Origin of the sequence: Inquilinus sp. NPDC058860 (assembly GCF_042743185.1) — a bacterium.
In the GTDB taxonomy this organism is placed as follows: domain Bacteria; phylum Pseudomonadota; class Alphaproteobacteria; order DSM-16000; family Inquilinaceae; genus Inquilinus.
Genome location: NZ_JBHYMS010000003.1, coordinates 44,331 through 65,056 on the forward strand (window position 1 = coordinate 44,331; position 20,726 = coordinate 65,056).

Here is a 20,726-nt window from a genome sequence, read left to right on the forward strand (position 1 = left end):
CGGAGGCATGTTCGACAGGTTGCGATTCTCATCCGGCTCACCCCGCGCTGACTCGGAAGCCCCCCATTCATGCCGTCGTCTCGGACAAGGCGGCGACGCCAGCCGCGGCGGCCGGGGATCGGCCCCGCAGCCGGCCCTTAACGAACATGCCGGCGGCGGCGGCCAGCGCCGGGACCGCGGCGACGCTGAAGACGGTGGCGAGATCCCAGCCGAGGGACAGCAGCACGCCGCCGACCATCGAGCCCAGGATCGAGCCGGTGCGGCCGACACCGTTGGCCCAGCTGACGCCGGTGGCGCGGCTGGCGGTCGGGTAGGTGGCGGCGGCCAGGGCGTTGATGCCGACCTGCGACCCGGCGACGCCGAAGCCGGCGCCGAAGATGCCCAGCATCAGCAGCCAGGGCGAGGCCGCGGCACTGCCCAGCAGCAGGATGAAGGCCGCGGCGGCGAGGTAAGAGGCGGCGAGCACGCGGTGCGGCTCGAACCGGTCCATCAGCCGGCCGATGACGACGGCGCCGATGGTGCCGCCGGTCGCCAGCAGCGCCGCCATCAGCGAAGCCTGGCCGAGCGACCAGCCGGCGCTGGTGATCAGCAGCGGCAGCCAGCTGGAGAGCAGGTAGAAGACCAGCAGGCTCATGAAGAAGGTCAGCCACAGCAGCAGCGTGCCGGCGCCGCGGCCTTCGGCGAAGAGCTGGAGGATCGGCAGGCCCTTGGCCTTGGCGGCCCGGACGAACTCGACCCCGGCGAAATCCTCGGCCGGCGCGATCCGGCGCAGCACCGCCGCGATCCGGTCGGCGCGGCCTTCGCGCAGCGTCAGATAGCGGGCCGATTCCGGCAGCGCCAGCCACAGCACCGGCACCAGGGCGATCGGCAGCACGCCGCCCAGCACCAGCAACCCCTGCCAGCCATAGGCCGCGACGATCTGCGAGGCGGCCAGGCCGGCGACCGCCGAGCCGATGGTGAAGCCGCAGAACATCAGGGTGACCAGCGAGGAGCGCCGCCGTTCCGGGCAGTATTCCGCGGTCAGGGTGATGGCGCTGGGCATGGCGCCGCCGAGGCCGAGGCCGGTGACGAAGCGCCACAGCGTCAGCTCCTCGATCGATCCGGCCGTGGCCGAGGCCAGGCTGGCGGCGCCGAAGCCCAGGGTGGTCAGCACCAGCACCGATCTGCGGCCGATCCGGTCGGCCAACGGCCCGAACAGGAAGGCCCCGAGCATCAGCCCGAACAGCCCGGCGCCGAACAGCGGCGCCAGCTGCGCCGGCGTCACGCCCCAGCCGGCCTTCAGCGCCGGGGCGATGAAGCCGATCGCCGCGGTGTCGAAGCCGTCGATCGCCACCACCAGGAAGCACAGGGCGACGACCGAGACCTGGAACCGCGACAGCGGGTGCGAATTGATGACGTCCTGGACGTCGACGAGACGCGCCTGTCCCATGACGAATTTCCTCCCTTGCTGATTATGGTTGGTTTCGGCGGGCGGCCGCGGGTCAGCCGATCGCCGAAGGGTGTCGGGCGAGCGGGGTGACCTCGATGGCCATGAAGGGGAACAGCGGCAGGGTCGACAGGATCGCGTGCAGCTCGTCGTGATCCTCGACCTCGAAGATGCTGACATTGGCGTAGCGCCCGGCGACCCGCCACAGATGGCGCCACTTGCCGGCGCGCTGCAGCTCTTGCGCCCGCGCCTTCTCCTCGGCCTTCAGCCGCTCGAACCGGGCCGGGTCGAGATCGTGCGGCACTCGCACATCCATCTGCACGTGATAGAGCATGGGTCCTCCGTCAGCCGCGGGCGTAGCGGCGCAGCCTGTCGCGGTCGAGCGTGACGCCGATGCCAGGGCCGGCCGGCAGCAGCAGGTGGAAATCCTCGAAACGGAGCGGCTCGGCCACCAGGTCGTCGGTCAGGATCTGCGGCCCGAAATGCTCGCAGCCCCAGCCCAGCTCGCGCAGCGTGGCGAAGACCTGCAGATGCGCCGCCGCGCCGATCGAGCTTTCCAGCAGGCAGCCGCCATAGAGGCCGATCCCCGCCGCCTCGGCCACGGCCGCGACCTTGCGCGTGTTCAGGAGCCCGCCATGCTTGACCAGCTTGAGCGACACCACGTCGGCGGCGGCGGCCTGGGCGACGGCCAGCATGTCATGGGCCGAGAACACGCATTCATCGGCCATCAGCGGCACGTCGCTGCGGGCGCGCAGCCGGGCCATGCCGGCGACGTTCCAGGCCGGCAGCGGCTGCTCCACCAGGCGGATGCCGAGCTCGGCCATCGCCGGCAGGCAGCGCGAAGCGGTGGTCTCGTCCCACGCCTGGTTGGCGTCGACGATCAGCGCCGCCCGGTCGCCCAGCGCGCCGGCCAGGCGGCGCAGCCGGGCCAGGTCCGCCGCCGGGTCCTGGGCCCCGACCTTGACCTTGAAGGTCCGGTGCAGCCGGGCCGCGAGCTTGCCCTCCGCCTCCTCGATCTCCTGCCCCGGATCGCCCGAGGCCAGGGTCCACAGCACCGGGATGCGGTCGCGCACCACGCCGCCGAGCAGCAGGCTGGCCGGCACGCCCAGGCTGCGGCCAACGGCGTCGTAAAGGGCGGTCTCGATCGCCGCCTTGGCGGCGGTGTTGCGCTTGGCCGCCGCATCCATGCGCGTCCCCGCCGCCTCGAACCGGTCGGCGCGCTGGCCGATCAGCGCCGGGGCCAGGTAGTGGTCGATCGCGGCCTTGATGCTCTCGACGCTCTCCTCGCTCCAGCGCGGGCCGCCCAGCGTCGCCGCCTCGCCGATGCCCTCCGCGCCATTGGCCAGGCGCAGCTCGACCACGACGTAGCTCTGCGCCGTCACCGACAGCGACGACAGCTTGTGCCGCCGCCGCGTCGGCACGTCGACGATGGTGCTGCGGATCTCGGCGACGGCGAGGTCGCAGGCGAGATCGCCGGCGGGCAGCGCCAGGGTATCGGGCATGATCGGGGCCTCGATGGAACGATGGGAAGGTCAGGCCGCCTCGGCGTGGGCGCGGTGCACGACCGTGTCCGGCGCACTGTCCACCGCCCGGTGCAGGACGAAGTCGAAGGTGATCCGGGCGAAGGCCGCGTTCAGGCCGCGGGCATGGATCTCGGCCGGGTCGTCGATGCGGTGCACCGCAGGGATCAGCCCGTCGCGGGTGGCGAAGGCGAAGTCGTCGTGCAGATACGCGTCGCCGTCGATGTTGATCTGGGTGGTGAGCTTGCGATGGCCCGGCGCCGAGACGAAGAAATGGATATGGGCCGGGCGGCGACCGTGGCGGCCGAGCCGGTCGAGCAGCGCCTGGGTCGGCCCGTCCGGCGGGCAGGCATAGCCCGAGGGCAGGATCGAGCGGAAGCGGTACCGCCCCTCCCCATCCGTCTCGATGCGCCGGCGCAGGTTGTACTTCGCCTGCGACGGGTCGAAGAAGGAATAGCCGCCGAGGGTGTTGGCATGCCAGACGTCGACGATCGCACCGGGGATTGGCCTGCCGTCGGCGTCGCGCACCTGGCCGTCCATGAACAGCACCTCGCCCGTCTCGCTGCCGTCGTCGAGCCGGGCCTCGCCCTGCGACAGGGGCGCGCCGGCGACGTAGAGCGGGCCTTCGATCGTCCGCGGCGTGCCGCCCTCGATGCCGGCCTTCCGCTCCGCCTCGTCGAGACGCAGGTCCAGGAAGGTCTCGACGCCGAGGCCCGGGACCAGCAGCCCGACCTCGTTGGCCTGGCCGAGCCGGGTCAGATAGGCCATGGCCGACCAGAACTCGTCCGGCTGGACGTCGAATTCCTCGATGGTGCGGAACAGATCCGACACGACGCGGTGCACGATGCGCTTCAACCGGTCGTCGCCCGCGTCGTGGCCGAGGCCGCTGACCTTGTCGAGCAGCGACCGGACCTCCGGGGTGTTCAGCAGGCTGTCAGTCATGGCGTTCTCCTCCGTGTGGCCGCTCGCGGCGGCTTCGTGCTGTCTCGTGGCGGGCCGTCAGCCGAGATCCCCGCCGGCCACCGGCAGGGTGACGCCGGTGATGTAGGAGGCCTCGTCCGAAGCCAGGAACAGGATCGCCGCCGCCTGCTCCTCCACCGTGCCGTAGCGCTTCATCGGGCTGGAGGAGACGGTCTGGTCGACCACCTCGCGCCACCACCCGGCCTCGCGCTCGTCCGGCGGCGCCGGGTTGCGCGGGATGCGCCGCGGCGGGGCCTCGGTGCCGCCGGGGGCGACGCCGCAGACGCGGATGCCATGCCCGGCGTACTCGAAGGCGAGACAGGCGGTGATCGCGTTCACCCCGCCCTTGGCCGCGGCATAGGGCACGCGGTTGACGCCGCGGGTGGCGACCGAGGAGACGTTGACGATCACGCCCCCGCCCTGCTGCAGCATTGCCGGCAGAACGGCGCGGCAGCCCCAGAGCGTCGGGAACAGCGAGCGGCGGATCTCCGCCTCGATCTGCGCCTCCTGGTATTCGGCATAGGGCCTGGCCCAGATCGTGCCGCCGACATTGTTGACCAGGATGTCGACCCGGCCGAAGCGCGCCCGCGCCCGCTCCATGGCGGTGGTCGCGCCCCCGAAAGTCTCCAGATCGCCGATCACGGCCAGCGCCTCGGCGCCTTCGGCCTCCGCCTCCTGCCGCACCTCATCGACCAGATCGGAACGGTCGACCAGGGCGACGCGCCCGCCCTCCCGGGCCAGCCGAAGGGCGACGGCGCGGCCGATGCCCTGCGCCGCCCCGGTCACCACGGCCACCTTGTCGGCGAAACGGGTCATCTCACGCCGCCTGCCGACGGGATGCATCCGCCGGCGCGCTGGGCGAGAACTTCTCGGTGTAGAAGCCGGCGGGCGTGACGCCCTGTTCGCCCAGCCAGCCGCGGACCGCATCCACCATCGGCGGCGGGCCGCAGAGATAGATGTCGACCTCGCCGCCGTTCAGCCGGCCGGCCTCGATGTGATGGGTGACATAGCCCTTGCGCGGATGTGCGCTGCCCTCCGCCGCCACGGTCGTGGCGAAGGTGAAGCCGGGAATGCGGGCTGCGAACTCCTCCAGCCGGTCGACCGCGACCAAGTCGGCATCGCTGGTGACGCCATAGACCAGATGGGCCGGGTGCCCGCCCGCGCCCATGTCGGCCAGCCGCCCGAGCATCGACAGGAACGGCGCCAGCCCGGTGCCGCCGGCCAGGAACAGCAGCGGCCGCCTGACCTCGCGCAGGTAGAAGCTGCCTTCCGGCCCGCTGAATCCGATCGCCATGCCGGACTCGGCGCGGTCGCGCAGGAAGCCGCTCATCAGCCCGCCCGGGATGTCGCGGACCAGGAAGGACAGCCGGTCCGACCCCGGCGCCGAGCTGAAGGAATAGGCGCGCCGCTGATCGGTGCCCGGCACCTGGACGTTGACGTACTGCCCGGGCAGGAAGCCGAAGCCCTCCACCCCCTCGAGCGAGACGGCGACGGTGGTGTCGGACAGCCTGTCGACCGAGGCGAGACGGGTCTCGACCGACTGCCGCCCGGTCTTGCACAGCTGCGAGGAGGCGGCGACGGCCACCACCAGGTCGCTCTGCGGCCGCGCCTGGCAGGCCAGCGCCAGCCCCTCGGCTGCTTCGTCCTCGGTCAGCGCGTCGTCGATGTAGCTGCCGCCGTCATAAGCGCCGGCTTCGATCCGGCACTTGCAGGTGCCGCAGGCGCCGTCGCGGCAGTCCAGCGGGATGTTGATGCCGGCGCGGTACGAGGCATCGGCGACCGTCTCGCCGGGACGCGCCTCGACGAAGCGGGTCACGCCGTCCTCGAAGTTCAGCGCGATGGTGTGGCTCATGGCTCCAATCCTCCGGTCGCGCTCGGGTCAGACGTGGTAGATGTCGATGACGTGGTGGATGTAGTCGTTCTTCAGCACGACCTTCTTGCGCGTGATCCGCGGCTCCGGGCCGGTGGTGTCGAGCGTGTAGAACGAGGTGCCGAAATAGCTGTCGACCGTCTTGTAGCGGTAGCTGAGGGTGACCCAGTTGAACCGCAGCCGGCAGGCGCCGCCGCCCTGCTCCAGGATCTCGACATTGCTGATGCTGTGCCCGGTCCGCGGCTCCGGCAGGCTGGTGGCGCTAGACCGCTCGGTGCGGATGCGGAAGACCCGGTCCTCGAGCCCGTCCTTGTTGCCGTACCAGATCAGCGAGATCTCGGATTGCGGGTCGGTGACCAGCCGGTCGTCATCGTCCCAGGACGGCATCCAGAACTCGACCTCCGGCGCGTAGAGCGCCAGCCAGGCGTCCCAGTCCCGGTCGTCCAGATAACGGGCCTCGCGGTACAGGAATCGCTGCACCTCCTCCACCGACAGCCTCTCGATCACGGCGATCATCGCCCGGCCTCCGCCGCGACGGCCCGCTGCATCGTCTCCAGCCAGTGCCGGTGCTGCAGGACGAACAGCCCCTCGTCCTCGGTGCGCACGCCGCTCATCAGCGGCGTCATGCCGATGGCCTCGGCGGCGGGGTCGGCGCCGGTGATCCAGTGCGAGGCGCCGCGGCTGAGGTCGTTCCAGCGCGCCGCCCGGCCCAGATAGGACATCTGGCAGGCCCGGAACTCCTCCAGGTCGTCCGGCGTCGCCATGCCGCTGGCGTTGAAGAAATCCTCGTATTGCCGGATGCGGTGGGCGCGCGCCTTGGGGTCCTCGCCCTTCGGCGCGATGCAGTGGATCGTGACCTCCGTCTTGTCGACCGCAATCGGCCGGTAATGCCGGATCTGCGAGCTGAACTGGTCCATCAGGTAGACGTTCGGATACAGGCACAGGTTGCGCGACCGCCGCACCATCCATTCCGCCCGCGCCTCGCCGAACCGGGCCGCCAGCTCGCCGCGCCGCTCCCAGTTCGGGCGGTCCTCGGGGTTGGCCCAGTTGGTCCACAGCAGCAGGTGGCCGTTCTCGAAGGAGTAGAAGCCGCCGCCCTGCTTGGCCCAGCCGCCCGCATCCATGGCGCGGACGCAGTCGACCTTCTCGGCCTCCTTGCGCCGGCTGGTGGTGGCGGCGTAGTTCCAGTGCACCGCCGTGACGTGGTAGCCGTCGGCGCCGTTCTCGGTCTGCAGCTTCCAGTTGCCGTCATAGACATAGGTCGAGGACCCGCGCAGCACCTCCAGCCCGTCCGGCGACTGGTCGACGATCATGTCGATGATCTTCGCCGCCTCGCCCAGATGCTCGGCCAGCGGCGCGACGTCGGGGTTCAGGCTGCCGAACAGGAAGCCGCGATAGGAGTCGAAGCGCGCCACCCGCGTCAGATCGTGCGAGCCGTCGCAGTTGAAACCCTCGGGATAGCCGGCGCCGTCCGGGTCCTTCACCTTCAGGAGCTTGCCCCCATTGCTGAAGGTCCAGCCGTGGAACGGGCAGGTGAAGGTGGATCTGGTGCCGCGCTTGAACCGGCACAGCATGGCGCCGCGGTGGCTGCAGGCGTTGATGAAGGCGTTCAGCTCGCCGCCGCGGCTGCGGGTGATGACGACCGGCTGCCGGCCGATCGTGGTGGTGAGATAGTCGTTCGGATTCGGGATCTGGCTTTCATGCGCCAGATAGATCCAGTTGCCCTCGAAGATGTGCTTCATCTCGAGCTCGAACAGCTCCGGATCCGTGAAGATGTCCCGGGCGCAGCGATAGAGGCCGGCGGCCGCATCCTCGACGAGCGCGGTGTCGAGAATCTGGCGGGCGGTGTCGAGCATGCGCGTCTCTCCCCTGGTCTCCGCCCGGGTCCGCGGCGGACCGGTTCGATCGGTCCCGTGCGATACCCTGGCTGTTCGTTCTTCTGGCCCCGGAACGATCCTCCCTTCTGCGGCGCAGGGTCCAAGACTAAATTGGTCGAATCCATACCCTGGAGGTATCGACTTGGATCTGCGGCAGCTCCGCTACTTCGTCGCCGTGGCCCGCGAGCGGAACTTCACCCGGGCGGCGGAGACCCTGCACATCGCCCAGCCGCCGCTGAGCCGGCAGATCCGGCAGCTGGAGGACGAGCTGGGCGTCACCCTGATCGAGCGCGGCAGCCGGCCGGTGCGGCTGACCGAGGGCGGCCGCCTTCTCTATGAACAGGCGGTGCGGGCGCTGGACCATATGGAGGAGATCCAGGCGATCATGCGCCGGCTGCGGGAGGCGGAGATTCCGCGCTTCAGCATCGGCTTCGTGGCCTCGACCCTCTACGGCAAGCTGCCGGAGGTGATCCGCCGCTACCGGGCCGCCCGGCCGCGGGTCGAGCTGACCCTCCTGGAGCTGACGACGCTGGAACAGATCGCGGCGCTGAAGGAGGGGCGGATCGATGTCGGCTTCGGCCGCATCCCGTTCGACGACCCGCTGATCGAGCGCGTGCTGCTGCGCAACGAGAAGATCATCGTGGCGCTGCCGGAGACGCATCCGCTGCAGCACCATGCCGGCCCGCTGCACCTCGACGACCTGGCCGGCCAGCCGCTGATCATCTATCCCAAGGCGCCGCGGCCGAGCTATGCCGACCAGGTGCTGGCGCTGTTCCGCGACTGCGGCCTGAAGCCGATGGTGGTGCACGAGGTGCGCGAGCTGCAGACGGCGCTCGGCCTGGTGGCCGCGGAGACCGGGATCTGCCTGGTGTCGGCGGGGGTGGGCCGGCTGCAGCGCGAGGGCGTGATCTACCGGCCGCTGGACGAGGCGCAGGCGCTGACGCCGATCATCATGAGCCACCGCAAGGACGACCGCTCATCCGAGATCGCGCTGATGCTGAAGATCATCCGCGAGATGTACCGCAAGAGCGGCATCGCCTTCGGCGTCTAGCCGCGGCGGATTCGCGAGCGCGGCCGATCCACGCCTGCATCTTCGAGACCACGGGATGGCGGGACGAGGGCGCCGGCACAATCCCGCGCCCAAGTCTCCTCCGCCATCCCCTGTCCCGCGGCCGACCGGGCGGCTACCCCGCCGGCTTGCGCGGAGCGGCGTCCGCCGGCGCCGCCCGGCGCCGCGCGGCCCGGCGGGAGAGCATGTTCAGCCCCTCGACCAGGGCCGAGAACGCCATGGCGGCGTAGATGTAGCCCTTCGGAACATGGGCGCCGAAGCCCTCCGCGATCAGCGTCATCCCGATCATCATCAGGAAGCCGAGCGCCAGCATCACCACGGTCGGGTTGGCGTGGATGAAGCGGGACAGCGGATCGGCGGCGGCGAGCATCACCGCCACGGCGACGACCACGGCGATCACCATGATCGCCACGTGATCGGTCATGCCGACCGCCGTGATGATGCTGTCGAGCGAGAAGACGAGGTCGAGCAGGAGGATCTGCCCGATGGCCGCGCCGAAGCCCAGCGTCGCCTTGGCGGTGCCGAAGACGTCGTCGGCCGGGGCCGGGTCGACGCTGTGATGGATCTCCTTCGTCGCCTTCCACACCAGGAACAGGCCGCCGCCGATCAGGATCAGGTCGCGCCAGGAGAAGGGGTGGCCGAGGACCTCGAACACCGGCTCGGTGAGCTGGACGATGATCGAGACCGTGCCCAAGAGGGCGAGCCGCAGGAACAGCGCCAGCCCGATGCCGATCCGGCGCGCCTTGCTGCGCTGATGCTCCGGCAGCTTGTTGGTCAGGATCGAGATGAAGATCAGGTTGTCGATGCCGAGCACCACCTCCATGACGACCAGGGTCGCCAGGGCAATCAGGGCTGTCGGGTCGGAGATCCAGGAGAAGTCCACGGGCGGTCCCTCGGAGTGGTGGGGGATGGATGGTGACGAGGCTTCAGCCCCGTGTCACTCGAACAGCGGCCGCTCGGTTTCCGGCCGCGCCAGGCCGTGCCGGGCGAGCTCGAGCGTCAGGAGCCGCGTCTCGAGCAGGTTGAAGATCCGCAGCACCGCCTCGACCGCGTCGAAGGGCTTGGTCAGGAAGTCCCGGGCGCCGAGCGAGAGGGCACGGCGGCGCGCGGCCAGGGTGACGTCCGCGGTCAGCACCAGGATCGGCAGGTAGGCCCGGGCCGGGATCAGGCGGGAGAAGGCCTCCAGCAGGGCGTAGCCGTCGAGCTCGGGCATCATCAGGTCGAGCAGGACGAGATCGACCGGATGCTCCTGGAACAGCGGCAAGGCGCGGCGCGGATCGGTGGTGGTCAGCAGCCGGGTGAAGCCCTCGCGCTTCAGGAGGCGTTCCAGCAGCACGACATTGGCCGGCTCGTCGTCGACGATCAGGATCGTCGACCGGCGCATCAGGTCGGTGGATGGCATCGCCCCCTCGTCATCGGCCCCGGGCCTCATCGGCACCGTCGTCCAACTGGCCGCGCGGCCGCGGCAATTCAAGATGGAAGGCCGAACCGCCTTCCGCCAGGTTCTCGTGGAGCAGCCGGCCGCCCATCGCCTCGGCGAGCTGCCGCGACACGGCGAGGCCGAGCCCCGAGCCTTCCGCCGCGGAACGATCGGCGCCGAGCCGGTCGAAGGCCGCGAACAGCCGCGCCGCCCGGTCCGGCGGAATGCCGGGCCCGGTGTCGCGGATGGTGATGCGGACGCGTCCCGGATCGGACGGGCGGTGGTCGAGGGCGACGCGCCCGCCGTCGCGGTTGTACTTGACCGCATTCGACAGGAGGTTGAGCAGCACCTGCAGCAGCCGGCGCCGGTCGGCCAGCACCGAGAGGCCGGCGCCGCCGGGTGCCGCCACCGCCAGCGCGATGCCGCGCGGCTGCCCCAGCGGCGCGGCCAGCGTCGCCGCCTCGGCCAGGATCCCGGCGACCGCCAGCGGCTCGATCGCCAGGTCCATCCCCCCGGCCTCGATCCGGGCCAGGTCCAGCACCTCGCCGACCAGGCTCAGCAGGTGCCGCCCGGCGCGCAGGATCTGCGCCACGCTCTCGCGCGCCTCCTCGTCCTTCAGGTCCAGCTCCAGCAGTTGCGCGAAGCCGAGGATCGAGTTGAGCGGCGTGCGCAGCTCGTGGCTCATGCGCGACAGGAACTCGCTCTTGGCCCGGCTGGCCTGCAGCGCCTCCTCCCGCGCGGCGACCAGGTTGCGCTCGCTCTCGCGCAGCTCGGCCTCGCGCCGGCGGAGCAGGATGCTGGCCTGGTGCAGCGCCTGTTCGAGATGCCCGATCTCGTCCCCCGCGGGATTCGGCGCCGCGACGTCCTCGCCGCGTGCCAGGCGGTGCGCCGTGCCTTCCAGGGCGTGGACGCGGCGGACGATGCCGGTTGAGAACAGGATGACGGCGGCGAGCGCGCCGCCGAGGCCGAGCACCCCGGCGGCGACCAGCCGGGCGCGGGACCGCCAGCGGGCGTCCTCCGCCACCGCGGTGCGGGCGGCCAGCAGCTCCGCCTCGCGCCGCGTCATCGCGTCGATCTCCGTCCGGAGGATGTCGAGATCCGCCTTGCTCTCGGTCAGCGCCACGGTCAGCGCCTGCCGGTCCGCGGGGCCGGAGGCCGCAGCCTGGCGCAGCGCCGCGAGGCTGGACAGCTTGGCCGCCACCATCGCCCGGATGCGCTGCAGCCGCTCCTGCTGCTCGGGGTCGACGAGGCGGCGGCCCATCCGCTCGATCACCACCGGCAGCCCGGCCTCCGCCCGATCATAGGGGGCCAGGAACGAGTCCTGCCCGGTCAGCAGATAGCCTCGCACGCCGGTCGCCGCCTCGGCGATCTGGGCATGGATCTCCTGGATGTCGGACTGGATCGCCAGGGTCAGGCGGATCCGGTCCTCGGCGGCGGTGCTCCGCCGCTCGGCCAGGAAGGCGAAGACCAGGGCGCCGAGCAGCAGGGCCAGCGGCACGGCGACGACGATGAGGCCCTTCGTCTTCAGCGGCAGGTCGGCGAAGCGCCCGAACCGGCGGCGGGTCTGGGTCATGGCGGCGCGGCCATCCCCGGCAGCAGCCCGCCGCGCGCGGCCAGGACCGCCGCCTGGGTCCGGTCGCCGACGCCGAGCTTGGCGATGATCCGCTCGACATGGATCTTCACCGTGCCGGGGGCGATGGCCAGGCCGCGCGCGATCTCCTTGTTGGTCAAGCCTTCCGCGACCTTGGCCAGCACCTCGCGCTCGCGCCCGGTCAGGCTGTCGAGCACGCTCGCCGGCGGCGCCGGGCGGATGGCGACGCGGCGCAGCAGCCGGGCCACCAGATCGGCATTGAAGAAGGCCTCGCCCTCCAGCACCCGCCGCATCGTCGCCAGGATGTCGGTGCGGCTGGCGTCCTTCAGCAGATAGCCCGATGCGCCGGCCTCGATCGCGGCCTCGAGATAGTCGAGGCTGTCGTGCATGGTCAGGATCAGCACACGGGTCTGCGGCGCCACGCGCCGGATCTCCCGGGTCGCGGCCAGTCCGTCGAGCTCCGGCATGCGGATGTCGAGGATGGCGAGGTCGGGCGGCCGGTCCCGGCAGGCGGCGACGGCCTCGGCTCCGGTCCGCGCCTCGGCGACGATGCGGAACCCCTCCTCGCGGCCGATCATGGCGGCGAGGCCGGCCCGGGCCAGGTCGTGATCGTCGGCGATCAGCACCGATGCGGTCATGAGCGCCCCGTCTCGGCCGGCAAAGGCACGGCGGCGCGCATGGTCGTGCCCCGCCCCGCCGCGCCGTCCAGGTCGAGGCGGCCGCCGATCAGCGCCAGCCGCTCGCGCATCCCCACGATGCCGAGCCGCTCGCCGCCGGCACCGGGCATTCCGGCGGCGGCCAGGCCCCGGCCGTCATCGGCGATGTGGAGATGGGCCTGCCGCTCCTCCTCGAACAGCCGTACGGAGACGCGCCCGGCTTCGGCGTGCCTGACCACATTGGCCAGCGCCTCCTGGGCGACGCGGTAGAGCACGAGGCCGACCGCCGCCGGCCAGCGGTCCGCCGCCGCGGACAGCTCGGCCGACACGGCGAGGCCGCCGAGCGTGTCCAGCCGCGCCCGCAGCGCCGCGGCGAGGCCCAGGCCGTCGAGCTCCGGCGGGCGCAGATCGGCGATGGCGGCGCGGATCTCGGCCACCGACCGGCGCGCCAGATCGGCGATCTCCTCCAGCTCCCGCCGCAGGGGCGCGTCGTCCGGCAGTCCGGCGGTCACGGTCTGCAGCCGGTAGCCGAGCGCCGCCAGGGTCTGGGCCGAGCCGTCGTGCAGGTCATGCGCCACCCGGCGCCGCTCCTGCTCCTGCGCCTCGATCAGGCGGGCGACCAGCGCCGCCAGCTCGGCCCGCCTGCCGGCGATGTCGTCGAGCAGCCGCTGCCGCTCCGCCGCCTGGCGCTGCAGGCCCACGGCAGCGGCGATGCCGCGGAGGGCGACGTCCAGCGCGTCCCGATCCTCCGCCGCCGGGCCGCGCCGCCCCGGCAGCAGGCGCAGCGCCAGCCGGACCGACACCCCGCTGTCGTCCGAAGCGAGATCGACGGCTTCGCTGGCATCGTCGGCCCGCCCGACGCCGACCCGCCAGGCGGGCTGCCCGTGCGAGGCCTCGATCTCCAGCACGGCCGATCCGGCCCCGGCGAAGGCCGAGACCTGCGCCATCACCGTCCCGGCCACATCCTCGAGCCGGCCGCGCTCCAGCCCGGCATGGATCTCGACGATGAAGCGAAGCCGCGCCGCGCGCGCCTCGGCATCCCGGTACAGCCGGCGCAGTTCGTCGACGGTGGAGGCTTCGGCGGCCTCCGACGGCAGGGGCATGATCCGACTTTCGCTCCGTTCCGGGCGGGTGGCGCCGCGCAGCATACCGCAGCGCCCGGCCCGGCGCCCTATGCCGTTCGGCAGATCCGTCCGGCAGACGCGCGGCCCTGCTTGCCGGACCAGATATCCGGCCATCGGGAGCCGGACATCCCCGGCGCCCATCGACACAGGAGCCCATGATGCGTTTCGCCCTGGCCGGTGCCCTGGCCCTTTCCCTCCTCTCGCTGCAGTCCGCTTTCGCCGCCCAGCCGGCGGCCGCCGCGCAGTCCGCTGCCGAGGCGACCCGTTGCGAGCCGATCACCGAGGCGGAGGTGGCCGGCCTGTTCGATCGCTGGAATGCCTCCCTCGCCACGCTCAAGGCCGAGGCGGTGGCGGCCAACTACGCCGAGGACGCGATCCTGCTGCCGACGCTGTCGAACACGCCGCGCCTGACCCGGGAGCAGCGGATCGAGTACTTCAAGCACTTCCTGGAGCAGCGGCCGCAGGGCGTGGTCGACAGCCGGGTGATCAGGATCGGCTGCAACAAGGTGACCGACGCCGGCACCTACACCTTCACGCTGGCCGACGGCAGCAAGGTCCCGGCGCGCTACACCTACACCTATGAGTTCGCCGACGGTGCCTGGCTGATCGCCTCGCACCATTCCTCGATCATGCCGGAAAAGTGACCGGCCGAGCGCGGGCGGGCCGATCTCACCGGCGCGCCCGCGACGATACGGCGTCCTGCCGCGGGACGCCTATCTCCGATCCGGTTCGACCCGGCCGATCCGGACCCCGTGAGTCCGGGCCGGGTCGAGATCGCCCGTCGCACTGCCGGGGGCGACGCGCAGCGTCAGCGAGAGCGGCCCCTCCCCGCGCGCCGCCAGCGCCGCCCCGGCGCGGTCCGGGCCGAGCAGGCGGACGGACTGGCCGTCGCCGAGCGCGACCGGCGCGCCGGGATCGACGGCGGTGCCGAGCAGGGCGCCGTAGCGCCGGGCGCTAACCCCGGCGTCCGCCACCGCGATCTCGATGCCGGCGACGCCGATCGCGCCGTTGGCGTGGCGGCGGATGTCGCCCTCCGGCACCCGCAGATGCCGCGGCGTGACGTCGCCGCACAGGAAGGGCAGGTCCGAGGTCGCGGCCCGCGCCGTGCGCCATTCCAGCCGCTGCCCGTCGGGCCGCAGCCGGCCGCCGTCGGTCGGCCCCTCGATCTCGAGGCCGCGCGCCTTCGCCGCCGCCACATCGGCCGCGATGTCGCCGGGCAGCAGGGCGAAGTCGACCAGCCCGTCGCCGGCCTCGCTCAGCACCCGCCACCAGCGGAACTCCGGGTTCGGCCGCCGGAAGGCGATCAGCTCGATATAGGCGCCGTCGGCGAAGACGATCAGCGCGTTGTGGCTGGCGCCGTGGGTGTGCTCCCCGCCCGGCACCACGGTGAAGCCGAGCGCCTGGTAATCCGCGATGGTCCGCTCCAGGTCGCGGACGGCGATCACCACGTGATCCAGCGACAGGCTCATGGTCGTCTCCCGTTCCGATGGGGCTGCGGTCAGGCCTGGACCTGCGGCTCGCCGAGCGACAGCATCAGGCGGTTGGCCCAGTTGAAGAAGGCGGCGCCCTGGATCAAATCGGCGACCGCCGCGTCGTCCAGCCCGGCCGCGCGCAGCCGCCGGACGTGCTCCGTGCCGAACGACCCCGGCGTCTCCGTCAGCGCCACTGCGGCGGCGACGATGGCGTTCCAGCGCTCGCCGAGATCGGCGCCGACGCCCTCGTCCAGCAGGCGCTGCACGTCGTCGCCGCGCTTGGAATGGACGGTGGCGAAGCGGGAATGGACCGAGGCGCAGTAGATGCAGCCGTTCAGGCGCGAGGTCGCGGTGGCGGCCAGCTCGCGCTCCGCCCGCGGCAGGCCGCCCTCGGGGTTGTAGAAGATGTCCTTGTCGGTCCTGGTCCGGGCCTGCAGCACGTCCGGGTCGCGCACCAGCAGCCGGAAATAGTCGGATTTGGCGCGCGCCGCGTCGACCAGCCCGGCCAGGTGCCGTTCCGTAAGCTGGTCGGCGGGATACGGCTCCAGCCAGGGCAGCCAGCCGAGCTCGTCCTGGGTGAAGACGGTCGGCTCGTGGTTGTCGGGATGAGTGAGAACGGTCTCGGTCATGGCGGGCCTCAGGCGGCGGCCAGGGCACGCAGCCCGGCGACGACACGGATCTGGAAGGACAGGAAGGCGACCAGCTGCGACAGGGTGACGATGCCGGTGGTCGACCAGCCGGCATCGAGCAGCGCCTGCAGCGCCGCGGCGCTGGCGTCGCGCGGACGGAACACCAGCAGATGCGTGTGCGCCAGAGCCGCCGCGATGCGGGGGCCGAGCACCGCACGGCCCTCGCCCGAGACGTGGTAGATCGGGCCGCGCCTGTCCTCGGCGCTGAGCGGCCCGGCCGGGTAATGGCCATAGGGCCCTTCCGCCGCGGCCCGCTCCGCCTCCACGGCCACGGCGGCGGCGAGGCCGGAATCCCTCCCGGCCAGGGCCTCGGCATAGAAGCGGGCGGTCGCCGGCTCGCGATGCAGCGCCGCGACAAAGGCGGCGACCGCATAGCGCTCCAGCGCCGACACGGTGCCGGGCTCCTCCGGCTCGAACAGCACCAGCCAGCTTTTCTGCGCATTCTCCCGGGCGGCGGGGCGCTGCGCCCGGATCCGGTCGAGGGCAGAGCCGCGCTCGACCCCGGCCAGGAGGTCGATCACATCGGCCGTCGGTTCGCTCATCGTCTGGTCCTTCTCACGAATGTCTGGGCGGCGTCAGCAGGACGCGGCGGCGAGGCGGATGTCATCGCCCCGTTCCTGGCGGGCCCAGCCGAAGGCCGGCGCCACCTCCCGCGCCACCAGCTCGATCGAGCGCAGGATGAAGGGGTGCGGCGGGTCGACCGAATGCACCTGGACCACCAGGTCGGTGGCGCGGCGCAGCGTGCCGTCGGCGCGCAGCGAGGCGATCACCTCCTCCGGCGTGCCGAGATGCACGTCGAAGGCGGCGATCAGCTGGTCCAGCGTGTCGTCCGGGGCGCCGCGGCCGGCGGCGGCGAAGCGGTCGGCCTGGCGGCGCAGGCCGGGCTCGGCGAAGCGCCGCGCCGTCTCGCGGTCGTCGGCGACGAAGACGCTGCGCGACGCCAGGATGCGCGGTTCCTTCCCCGCCGGCAGCGCCGCCAGATAGGCGTCGATGATCGGGTCCTGGATCTCGGCCAGCGTGGCGTCGGGCGCGTCGGCCGGGCGCGGCTGGGTGCGCGACAGCATCAGCCCGTCGCCGGCCGCCCCGGCCCGGGCGCCGCCGGCGACCGAGAAGGTGGCCTGCCAGATCCGGTCCAAAAGCTGCGGCGCCGCCGGGTACAGCCGGGTGTCGGCGCCGTCGAGCGGCCGGCCGCCCCAGGCGTCGAGCAGCACCTGCAGGTGCCGGGCGAAGATCGCCGACCGCTCGGCGCTGTCGAGGCCGAAGGCGGCGAAGGCCGAGGGCGTGCCGCCGGTGCCGAGCCCGAGCTCGAGCCGCCCGTCGGACAGGAGGTCCAGCACCGCCGCATCCTCCGCCACCCGCACCGGGTTCTCCAGCGGCAGGGTGATGATGCCGGTGCCGAGGCGGATGCGCGAGGTGCGCGCCGCGACCTGGGCCAGGAACACCAGCGGCGCCGGCAGCCCGCCCTCCGGCTCGTGGAAATGGTGCTGGGCGACCCAGGCGCTGTCGAAGCCGTGCCGCTCCGCCGTCGTGATCTGCTCCGTCGCCAGGCGGTAGCGCTCCTGCGCGCTCGCCTCGTCGAGAAGCCGGGTGAAGAAGCCGAGCCGCTGGATGGTCACGGGAGAACGCCTTTCATGCGGAGACGGCGAGCCGGCGCCCGGGGATGGCGTCGATCAGCTCGCGCGTGTAGTCGCTGCGCGGATTGCGGAACACCGCCTCCACCGGCCCGGCATCGACCTGCCGGCCGTTGTGCAGCACCGAGACGGTGTCGGCGATCTGCCGGACCACGGCAAGGTCGTGCGACACGAACAGGTAGGTCAGGCCGAGGTCGCGCTGCAGCGTGTCGAGCAGGCCCAGGATCTGGGCCTGGACGGTGACGTCGAGCGCCGACACCGCCTCGTCCAGCACCAGCACCTGCGGGTCCAGCACCAGGGCCCGGGCGATGGCGACGCGCTGCCGCTGGCCGCCCGAGAGCGCCCGCGGCCGCCGGTCCAACACCGCCTGCGGCAGGCCGACCCGGTCGAGCATGTCGCGCACCTTGTGGGCGCGGTCGGGCTTCGGCAGGCGCTCGAAGTTCAGCAGCGGCTCCTCGATGATCTCGAAGATGCTCTGCCGCGGATCGAGCGATCCGAACGGGTTCTGGTAGACCAGCTGGATGGTGCGGCGGAACTGCCGCAGCGCCTCACCCTTCAGCGCCGCCGGGTCGGCGCCGCCGATCCGGATGCGGCCGGCGGTCGGCTTCTGGAACCCAACCACGATGCGCACAGTTGTGGTCTTGCCGGAGCCGGATTCGCCGACCAGGGCATGGGTGGTGCCGCGTCGCACGGCGAAGGACAGGCCGTCGACCGCGCGGAAGGTGCCGCCCCGGCCGGGCAGGTCGAAATCCTGCACCAGCCCGTCGACCAGGATGGCGTCGTCGCCCTCGCCCACCGGGCGCGGGGAACGGCGCTCCGCCTTCGCCAGCGACGGCGCGTCGGACAGCAACTGCCGGGTATAAGCGCTCCTGGGTGCGGCGAGGATCTCCGCCGCCGCCCCCTGCTCCTGGATCCGGCCGCCCTGCAGCACGATCAGCCGGTCGGCCCGGTCGGCGGCGACGCCGAGGTCGTGGGTCACCAGCAGCACCGCGGTGCCGAATTCCCGGCGCAGCTCGTCGATCAGGTCGAGAATCCGGCGCTGCACGGTGACATCGAGCGCGCTGGTCGGCTCGTCGGCGATGATCAGGGCGGGCTGCAGCGCGATGGCGATGGCGATCAGCACGCGCTGCTTCATGCCGCCCGACAGCTCATGCGGGTATTGCCGCGCCCGCAGCTCCGGCCGCGACAGGCCGACCCGGGCCAGCAGCTCGACCACCCGGGCGCGGTTCGCTGCCTTGCCGCCGCGGCGGTGGATGCTCAGGATCTCCTCGACCTGGGCGCCGATGGTCTTGACCGGGTTCAGCGAGCTGCCGGGATCCTGCGGGATCAGGCTGATGCGGGCGCCGCGGATGGCGTCGAGCCGCTTCTGCGACCAGCCGGAGATGTCGGTGCCGGCGAGGCGGATGGCGCCGCCGTCGACCCGGCCGTTCTCGGCCAGGAGGCCGATCACCGCCTGGGCCGTGGTGGTCTTGCCGGAGCCGGATTCGCCGACCAGCGCCACCACCTCGCCCGGCCGGACACGGAAGGAGACGCCGTCGACGACGCGCTGCGCCCCGCCGCGGTCGCCCACATAAGAGACACTGAGGCTCTCGACCTCCAGCACCGGCACGGTCATATCGTCCTCCGCCCGATCGACCGGCCGATGCGGTTGGCGGCCAGCACCACCAGCACCACGACCAGGCCGGGCACGGTGGTCAGCCACCAGGATGTGGCGATGTAGTTGCGGCCCTCGGCGATCAGCAGTCCCCATTCCGGCGTCGGCGGCGGTGCGCCGTAGCCGAGGAAGCCGAGGGTCGAGATCTGCAGGATCGCGGTGCCGAACTGCACCGCGGCCAGGGCGATCACCGAGGTCACGGAGTTCGGCAGGATGTGCCGCCACAGCACGGCGCCGAAGCGGCCGCCGCTGCCGAAGGCGGCTTCGACATAGTCGGAGCGGCGGACCAGGATCACTTCGGACCGGGACAGCCGGGCGAAGCGGCCGATCGAGGTGACGCCGACGGCGATCGCGGCATTCACCGTGCCGAAGCCGAGCAGGATGATGATGGCCAGCGACAGCAGCAGCGACGGCACCGACAGCAGCACGTCGACGATCCGCATCAGCACGGCGTCGGTCCGCCGGCCGGTCGATCCGGCGAGGAGGCCGATGGCGGTGCCGACCAAGAGGCCGACGGCGACCGCGACGAAGGCGCCGGACAGCGAGTTCACCGCGCCGTGGACGATGCGGGCGAACAGGTCGCGGCCCAGCGCGTCGGTGCCGAGGAGGTGCTCGGCGTCGGGCGCCCGCAGCTTCTCCCGCGGCACGCCGGCGACCGGGTTGTGGCCGGTGAACAGGCCGGGGGCGACGGCCCAGGCGGTGACGATGGCGATCACCGCCCAGGACAAGAGCAGGCTGGGCTGCGCCCGGCCGAACGAAGAGAAGACGGGGCGGCGGGGCGGCCGGGCCGGCACGGTCCGATCGGTGGTCTGCAGCGAGGTCATGCGGCGGCTCCCCGGAGTCTCAGGCGCGGATCGAGCACCGGGGCCAGCAGGTCCACGGCCAGGTTGACCAGGACGAAGCCGGCGGCGGACAGTACGACGACGGCCTGGATCACGGCCGTGTCCTGGTTGCGCACCGCCCGCTCGGTCAGCGTGCCCAGGCCGTTCAGCCCGAACACGGTCTCGGTGATGACGGCGCCGGCCAGGATCTCGCCGAACAGCACGCCGGCGATGGTCAGGGTCGGCAGCAGGGCGTTGCGCGCCACGTGCCGCCACAGCACCCCGGCGCGCGAGGCGCCCTTGGCCCGGGCCACGGCGACGAAGGGATGGGTCGAGATCTCGTCGATGCTGCGCACCAGGATCTGGGCCAGCGGCGCCGAGATCGGCACCGCCAGGGTCAGCACCGGCAGGACCAGCCCTTCCCAGGGCCCGGGATTGATCACCGGGATCAGCTTCAGCCGGAAGGAAAAGACCTGGATCAGCATGATGCCGAGCCAGAAGGTCGGCACCGAGACGAAGAGCGACGGCAGGGACTGGATCGCCGAGCGCAGCCAGGAAAAGGCAGCGAGGCTGGACAGGGCGGCGATCGCCACCGCCAGCAGCACCGCCAGGGCGAAGCCGAGGCCGGCCAGCCACAGGGTCGGCGGCAGGTTGGCCAAGAGCGACTGCCCGACCGGCACGCCGGCCTGGACCGAAGTGCCGAAATCGCCGGTCAGGAAGTCGCCCAGCGTGTGCAGGTACTGCGACCAGAGCGGACTGTCGGCGCCGTAGGACTGGCGGATCTCGGCGATCTGGTCGGGGCTCAGCCCCAGCTCCGGGTTCTGGAACTTGATCAGGATCGCATCGCCCGGCAGGGCCTGCAGCAGGATGAAGGCAGCCGTGAAGGCGGCCCACAGCACCAGCACCGCCTGCCCGACCCGGCCGAGGAGATATCTGGACATCAACC

At 72.1% G+C, this 20,726-nt stretch carries 22 protein-coding genes; 2 read left to right on the forward strand and 20 right to left on the reverse strand.

Annotated features, from left to right (window positions below):
* Positions 1 to 67 precede the first annotated feature (67 nt).
* Genes ACFW16_RS02955 through benA form a run of 8 tightly spaced genes read right to left on the reverse strand, consistent with a single transcriptional unit; the run spans position 68 to position 7,632 of the window.
* Positions 68 to 1,429 carry an MFS transporter gene (locus tag ACFW16_RS02955; RefSeq protein ID WP_380301710.1) on the reverse strand — a complete coding sequence of 454 codons (1,362 nt, stop codon included), beginning with the start codon at positions 1,427 to 1,429 and terminating at the stop codon, positions 68 to 70.
* A 52-nt stretch (positions 1,430 to 1,481) separates the two neighbouring features.
* Positions 1,482 to 1,760, reverse strand: a complete 279-nt coding sequence (catC, locus tag ACFW16_RS02960; RefSeq protein WP_380301712.1) for a muconolactone Delta-isomerase — start codon at positions 1,758 to 1,760, stop codon at positions 1,482 to 1,484.
* Between the two features lie 10 nt (positions 1,761 to 1,770).
* Positions 1,771 to 2,928: a muconate cycloisomerase family protein gene (locus tag ACFW16_RS02965; protein WP_380301714.1), complete on the reverse strand. Its 1,158-nt coding sequence runs from the start codon at positions 2,926 to 2,928 to the stop codon at positions 1,771 to 1,773.
* Between the two features lie 30 nt (positions 2,929 to 2,958).
* A complete protein-coding gene (catA, locus tag ACFW16_RS02970; RefSeq protein ID WP_380301716.1) occupies positions 2,959 to 3,888 on the reverse strand; it encodes a catechol 1,2-dioxygenase in 930 nt (309 codons plus the stop codon).
* Positions 3,889 to 3,945: 57 nt separating this feature from the next.
* Positions 3,946 to 4,722: a 1,6-dihydroxycyclohexa-2,4-diene-1-carboxylate dehydrogenase gene (locus ACFW16_RS02975; protein ID WP_380301718.1), complete on the reverse strand. Its 777-nt coding sequence runs from the start codon at positions 4,720 to 4,722 to the stop codon at positions 3,946 to 3,948.
* 1 nt (position 4,723) lies between these two features.
* Positions 4,724 to 5,758: a benzoate 1,2-dioxygenase electron transfer component BenC gene (gene benC / locus ACFW16_RS02980; RefSeq protein WP_380301720.1), complete on the reverse strand. Its 1,035-nt coding sequence runs from the start codon at positions 5,756 to 5,758 to the stop codon at positions 4,724 to 4,726.
* Positions 5,759 to 5,785: 27 nt separating this feature from the next.
* Positions 5,786 to 6,292: a benzoate 1,2-dioxygenase small subunit gene (gene benB / locus ACFW16_RS02985; RefSeq protein WP_380301722.1), complete on the reverse strand. Its 507-nt coding sequence runs from the start codon at positions 6,290 to 6,292 to the stop codon at positions 5,786 to 5,788.
* A complete protein-coding gene (gene benA / locus ACFW16_RS02990; protein ID WP_380301723.1) occupies positions 6,289 to 7,632 on the reverse strand; it encodes a benzoate 1,2-dioxygenase large subunit in 1,344 nt (447 codons plus the stop codon). Before benA ends, benB begins: the two co-directional genes overlap by 4 nt.
* Before the next feature lie 163 nt (positions 7,633 to 7,795).
* Here benA and ACFW16_RS02995 point away from each other — a divergent pair, with 163 nt between their 5' ends.
* On the forward strand, positions 7,796 to 8,704 hold the full coding sequence (locus ACFW16_RS02995) for a LysR family transcriptional regulator (protein WP_380301725.1): 909 nt from the start codon (positions 7,796 to 7,798) through the stop codon (positions 8,702 to 8,704).
* 133 nt (positions 8,705 to 8,837) lie between these two features.
* On the opposite strand, the gene ACFW16_RS03000 is transcribed toward ACFW16_RS02995, so the two are convergent.
* The 5 genes from ACFW16_RS03000 to ACFW16_RS03020 form a co-directional block, all read right to left on the reverse strand.
* On the reverse strand, positions 8,838 to 9,545 hold the full coding sequence (locus ACFW16_RS03000) for a TerC family protein (RefSeq protein WP_380302023.1): 708 nt from the start codon (positions 9,543 to 9,545) through the stop codon (positions 8,838 to 8,840).
* Between the two features lie 114 nt (positions 9,546 to 9,659).
* Positions 9,660 to 10,124, reverse strand: a complete 465-nt coding sequence (locus ACFW16_RS03005) for a response regulator (RefSeq protein ID WP_380301727.1) — start codon at positions 10,122 to 10,124, stop codon at positions 9,660 to 9,662.
* A 10-nt stretch (positions 10,125 to 10,134) separates the two neighbouring features.
* Positions 10,135 to 11,715 (reverse strand): ATP-binding protein, encoded by a 1,581-nt coding sequence (locus ACFW16_RS03010; RefSeq protein ID WP_380301729.1) that lies wholly within the window; start codon positions 11,713 to 11,715, stop codon positions 10,135 to 10,137.
* A complete protein-coding gene (locus ACFW16_RS03015) occupies positions 11,712 to 12,371 on the reverse strand; it encodes a response regulator (protein WP_380301731.1) in 660 nt (219 codons plus the stop codon). The genes ACFW16_RS03010 and ACFW16_RS03015 overlap by 4 nt, the downstream gene beginning before the upstream one ends.
* Complete coding sequence (locus ACFW16_RS03020; RefSeq protein WP_380301733.1) at positions 12,368 to 13,492, reverse strand: sensor histidine kinase; 1,125 nt, start codon at positions 13,490 to 13,492, stop codon at positions 12,368 to 12,370. The genes ACFW16_RS03015 and ACFW16_RS03020 overlap by 4 nt, the downstream gene beginning before the upstream one ends.
* 179 nt (positions 13,493 to 13,671) lie before the next feature.
* On the opposite strand from ACFW16_RS03020, the gene ACFW16_RS03025 reads away from it, so the two are divergent.
* Positions 13,672 to 14,157, forward strand: coding sequence for an SgcJ/EcaC family oxidoreductase (locus tag ACFW16_RS03025; RefSeq protein WP_380301735.1), 486 nt, complete (start codon positions 13,672 to 13,674; stop codon positions 14,155 to 14,157).
* A gap of 69 nt (positions 14,158 to 14,226) precedes the next feature.
* On the opposite strand, the gene ACFW16_RS03030 is transcribed toward ACFW16_RS03025, so the two are convergent.
* Genes ACFW16_RS03030 through ACFW16_RS03060 form a run of 7 tightly spaced genes read right to left on the reverse strand, consistent with a single transcriptional unit; the run spans position 14,227 to position 20,721 of the window.
* Positions 14,227 to 14,982 (reverse strand): VOC family protein, encoded by a 756-nt coding sequence (locus ACFW16_RS03030; RefSeq protein ID WP_380301737.1) that lies wholly within the window; start codon positions 14,980 to 14,982, stop codon positions 14,227 to 14,229.
* Between the two features lie 29 nt (positions 14,983 to 15,011).
* The gene (locus tag ACFW16_RS03035; protein ID WP_380301739.1) at positions 15,012 to 15,614 is read right to left on the reverse strand and encodes an alkylhydroperoxidase domain protein; all 603 of its coding nucleotides are present in this window, start codon (positions 15,612 to 15,614) and stop codon (positions 15,012 to 15,014) included.
* Positions 15,615 to 15,622: 8 nt separating this feature from the next.
* Complete coding sequence (locus ACFW16_RS03040) at positions 15,623 to 16,216, reverse strand: CMD domain protein (RefSeq protein ID WP_380301741.1); 594 nt, start codon at positions 16,214 to 16,216, stop codon at positions 15,623 to 15,625.
* A 33-nt stretch (positions 16,217 to 16,249) separates the two neighbouring features.
* Positions 16,250 to 17,290, reverse strand: a complete 1,041-nt coding sequence (locus ACFW16_RS03045; protein WP_380301743.1) for a putative FMN-dependent luciferase-like monooxygenase — start codon at positions 17,288 to 17,290, stop codon at positions 16,250 to 16,252.
* A gap of 13 nt (positions 17,291 to 17,303) precedes the next feature.
* On the reverse strand, positions 17,304 to 18,920 hold the full coding sequence (locus ACFW16_RS03050; RefSeq protein ID WP_380301745.1) for a dipeptide ABC transporter ATP-binding protein: 1,617 nt from the start codon (positions 18,918 to 18,920) through the stop codon (positions 17,304 to 17,306).
* Complete coding sequence (locus ACFW16_RS03055) at positions 18,917 to 19,783, reverse strand: ABC transporter permease (protein WP_380301747.1); 867 nt, start codon at positions 19,781 to 19,783, stop codon at positions 18,917 to 18,919. Before ACFW16_RS03055 ends, ACFW16_RS03050 begins: the two co-directional genes overlap by 4 nt.
* Positions 19,780 to 20,721 (reverse strand): ABC transporter permease, encoded by a 942-nt coding sequence (locus ACFW16_RS03060; protein WP_380301749.1) that lies wholly within the window; start codon positions 20,719 to 20,721, stop codon positions 19,780 to 19,782. The genes ACFW16_RS03055 and ACFW16_RS03060 overlap by 4 nt, the downstream gene beginning before the upstream one ends.
* Positions 20,722 to 20,726: the final 5 nt, after the last annotated feature.

Bases quoted from the DNA above. Each gene is read 5' to 3' on its own strand.
- ACFW16_RS03060 (WP_380301749.1), bottom strand. From the start codon at position 20,721: ATGTCCAGATATCTCCTCGGCCGGGTCGGGCAGGCGGTGCTGGTGCTG.
- ACFW16_RS03055 (WP_380301747.1), bottom strand. From the start codon at position 19,783: ATGACCTCGCTGCAGACCACCGATCGGACCGTGCCGGCCCGGCCGCCC.
- ACFW16_RS03050 (WP_380301745.1), bottom strand. From the start codon at position 18,920: ATGACCGTGCCGGTGCTGGAGGTCGAGAGCCTCAGTGTCTCTTATGTG.
- ACFW16_RS03040 (WP_380301741.1), bottom strand. From the start codon at position 16,216: ATGAGCGAACCGACGGCCGATGTGATCGACCTCCTGGCCGGGGTCGAG.
- benC (WP_380301720.1), bottom strand. From the start codon at position 5,758: ATGAGCCACACCATCGCGCTGAACTTCGAGGACGGCGTGACCCGCTTC.
- ACFW16_RS03035 (WP_380301739.1), bottom strand. From the start codon at position 15,614: ATGACCGAGACCGTTCTCACTCATCCCGACAACCACGAGCCGACCGTC.
- catC (WP_380301712.1), bottom strand. From the start codon at position 1,760: ATGCTCTATCACGTGCAGATGGATGTGCGAGTGCCGCACGATCTCGAC.
- benB (WP_380301722.1), bottom strand. From the start codon at position 6,292: ATGATCGCCGTGATCGAGAGGCTGTCGGTGGAGGAGGTGCAGCGATTC.
- ACFW16_RS03030 (WP_380301737.1), bottom strand. From the start codon at position 14,982: ATGAGCCTGTCGCTGGATCACGTGGTGATCGCCGTCCGCGACCTGGAG.
- ACFW16_RS02955 (WP_380301710.1), bottom strand. From the start codon at position 1,429: ATGGGACAGGCGCGTCTCGTCGACGTCCAGGACGTCATCAATTCGCAC.
- ACFW16_RS02975 (WP_380301718.1), bottom strand. From the start codon at position 4,722: ATGACCCGTTTCGCCGACAAGGTGGCCGTGGTGACCGGGGCGGCGCAG.
- ACFW16_RS03005 (WP_380301727.1), bottom strand. From the start codon at position 10,124: ATGCCATCCACCGACCTGATGCGCCGGTCGACGATCCTGATCGTCGAC.
- ACFW16_RS03000 (WP_380302023.1), bottom strand. From the start codon at position 9,545: ATGGAGGTGGTGCTCGGCATCGACAACCTGATCTTCATCTCGATCCTG.
- ACFW16_RS03010 (WP_380301729.1), bottom strand. From the start codon at position 11,715: ATGACCCAGACCCGCCGCCGGTTCGGGCGCTTCGCCGACCTGCCGCTG.
- catA (WP_380301716.1), bottom strand. From the start codon at position 3,888: ATGACTGACAGCCTGCTGAACACCCCGGAGGTCCGGTCGCTGCTCGAC.
- ACFW16_RS03025 (WP_380301735.1), top strand. From the start codon at position 13,672: ATGCGTTTCGCCCTGGCCGGTGCCCTGGCCCTTTCCCTCCTCTCGCTG.
- benA (WP_380301723.1), bottom strand. From the start codon at position 7,632: ATGCTCGACACCGCCCGCCAGATTCTCGACACCGCGCTCGTCGAGGAT.
- ACFW16_RS02965 (WP_380301714.1), bottom strand. From the start codon at position 2,928: ATGCCCGATACCCTGGCGCTGCCCGCCGGCGATCTCGCCTGCGACCTC.
- ACFW16_RS03020 (WP_380301733.1), bottom strand. From the start codon at position 13,492: ATGCCCCTGCCGTCGGAGGCCGCCGAAGCCTCCACCGTCGACGAACTG.
- ACFW16_RS03015 (WP_380301731.1), bottom strand. From the start codon at position 12,371: ATGACCGCATCGGTGCTGATCGCCGACGATCACGACCTGGCCCGGGCC.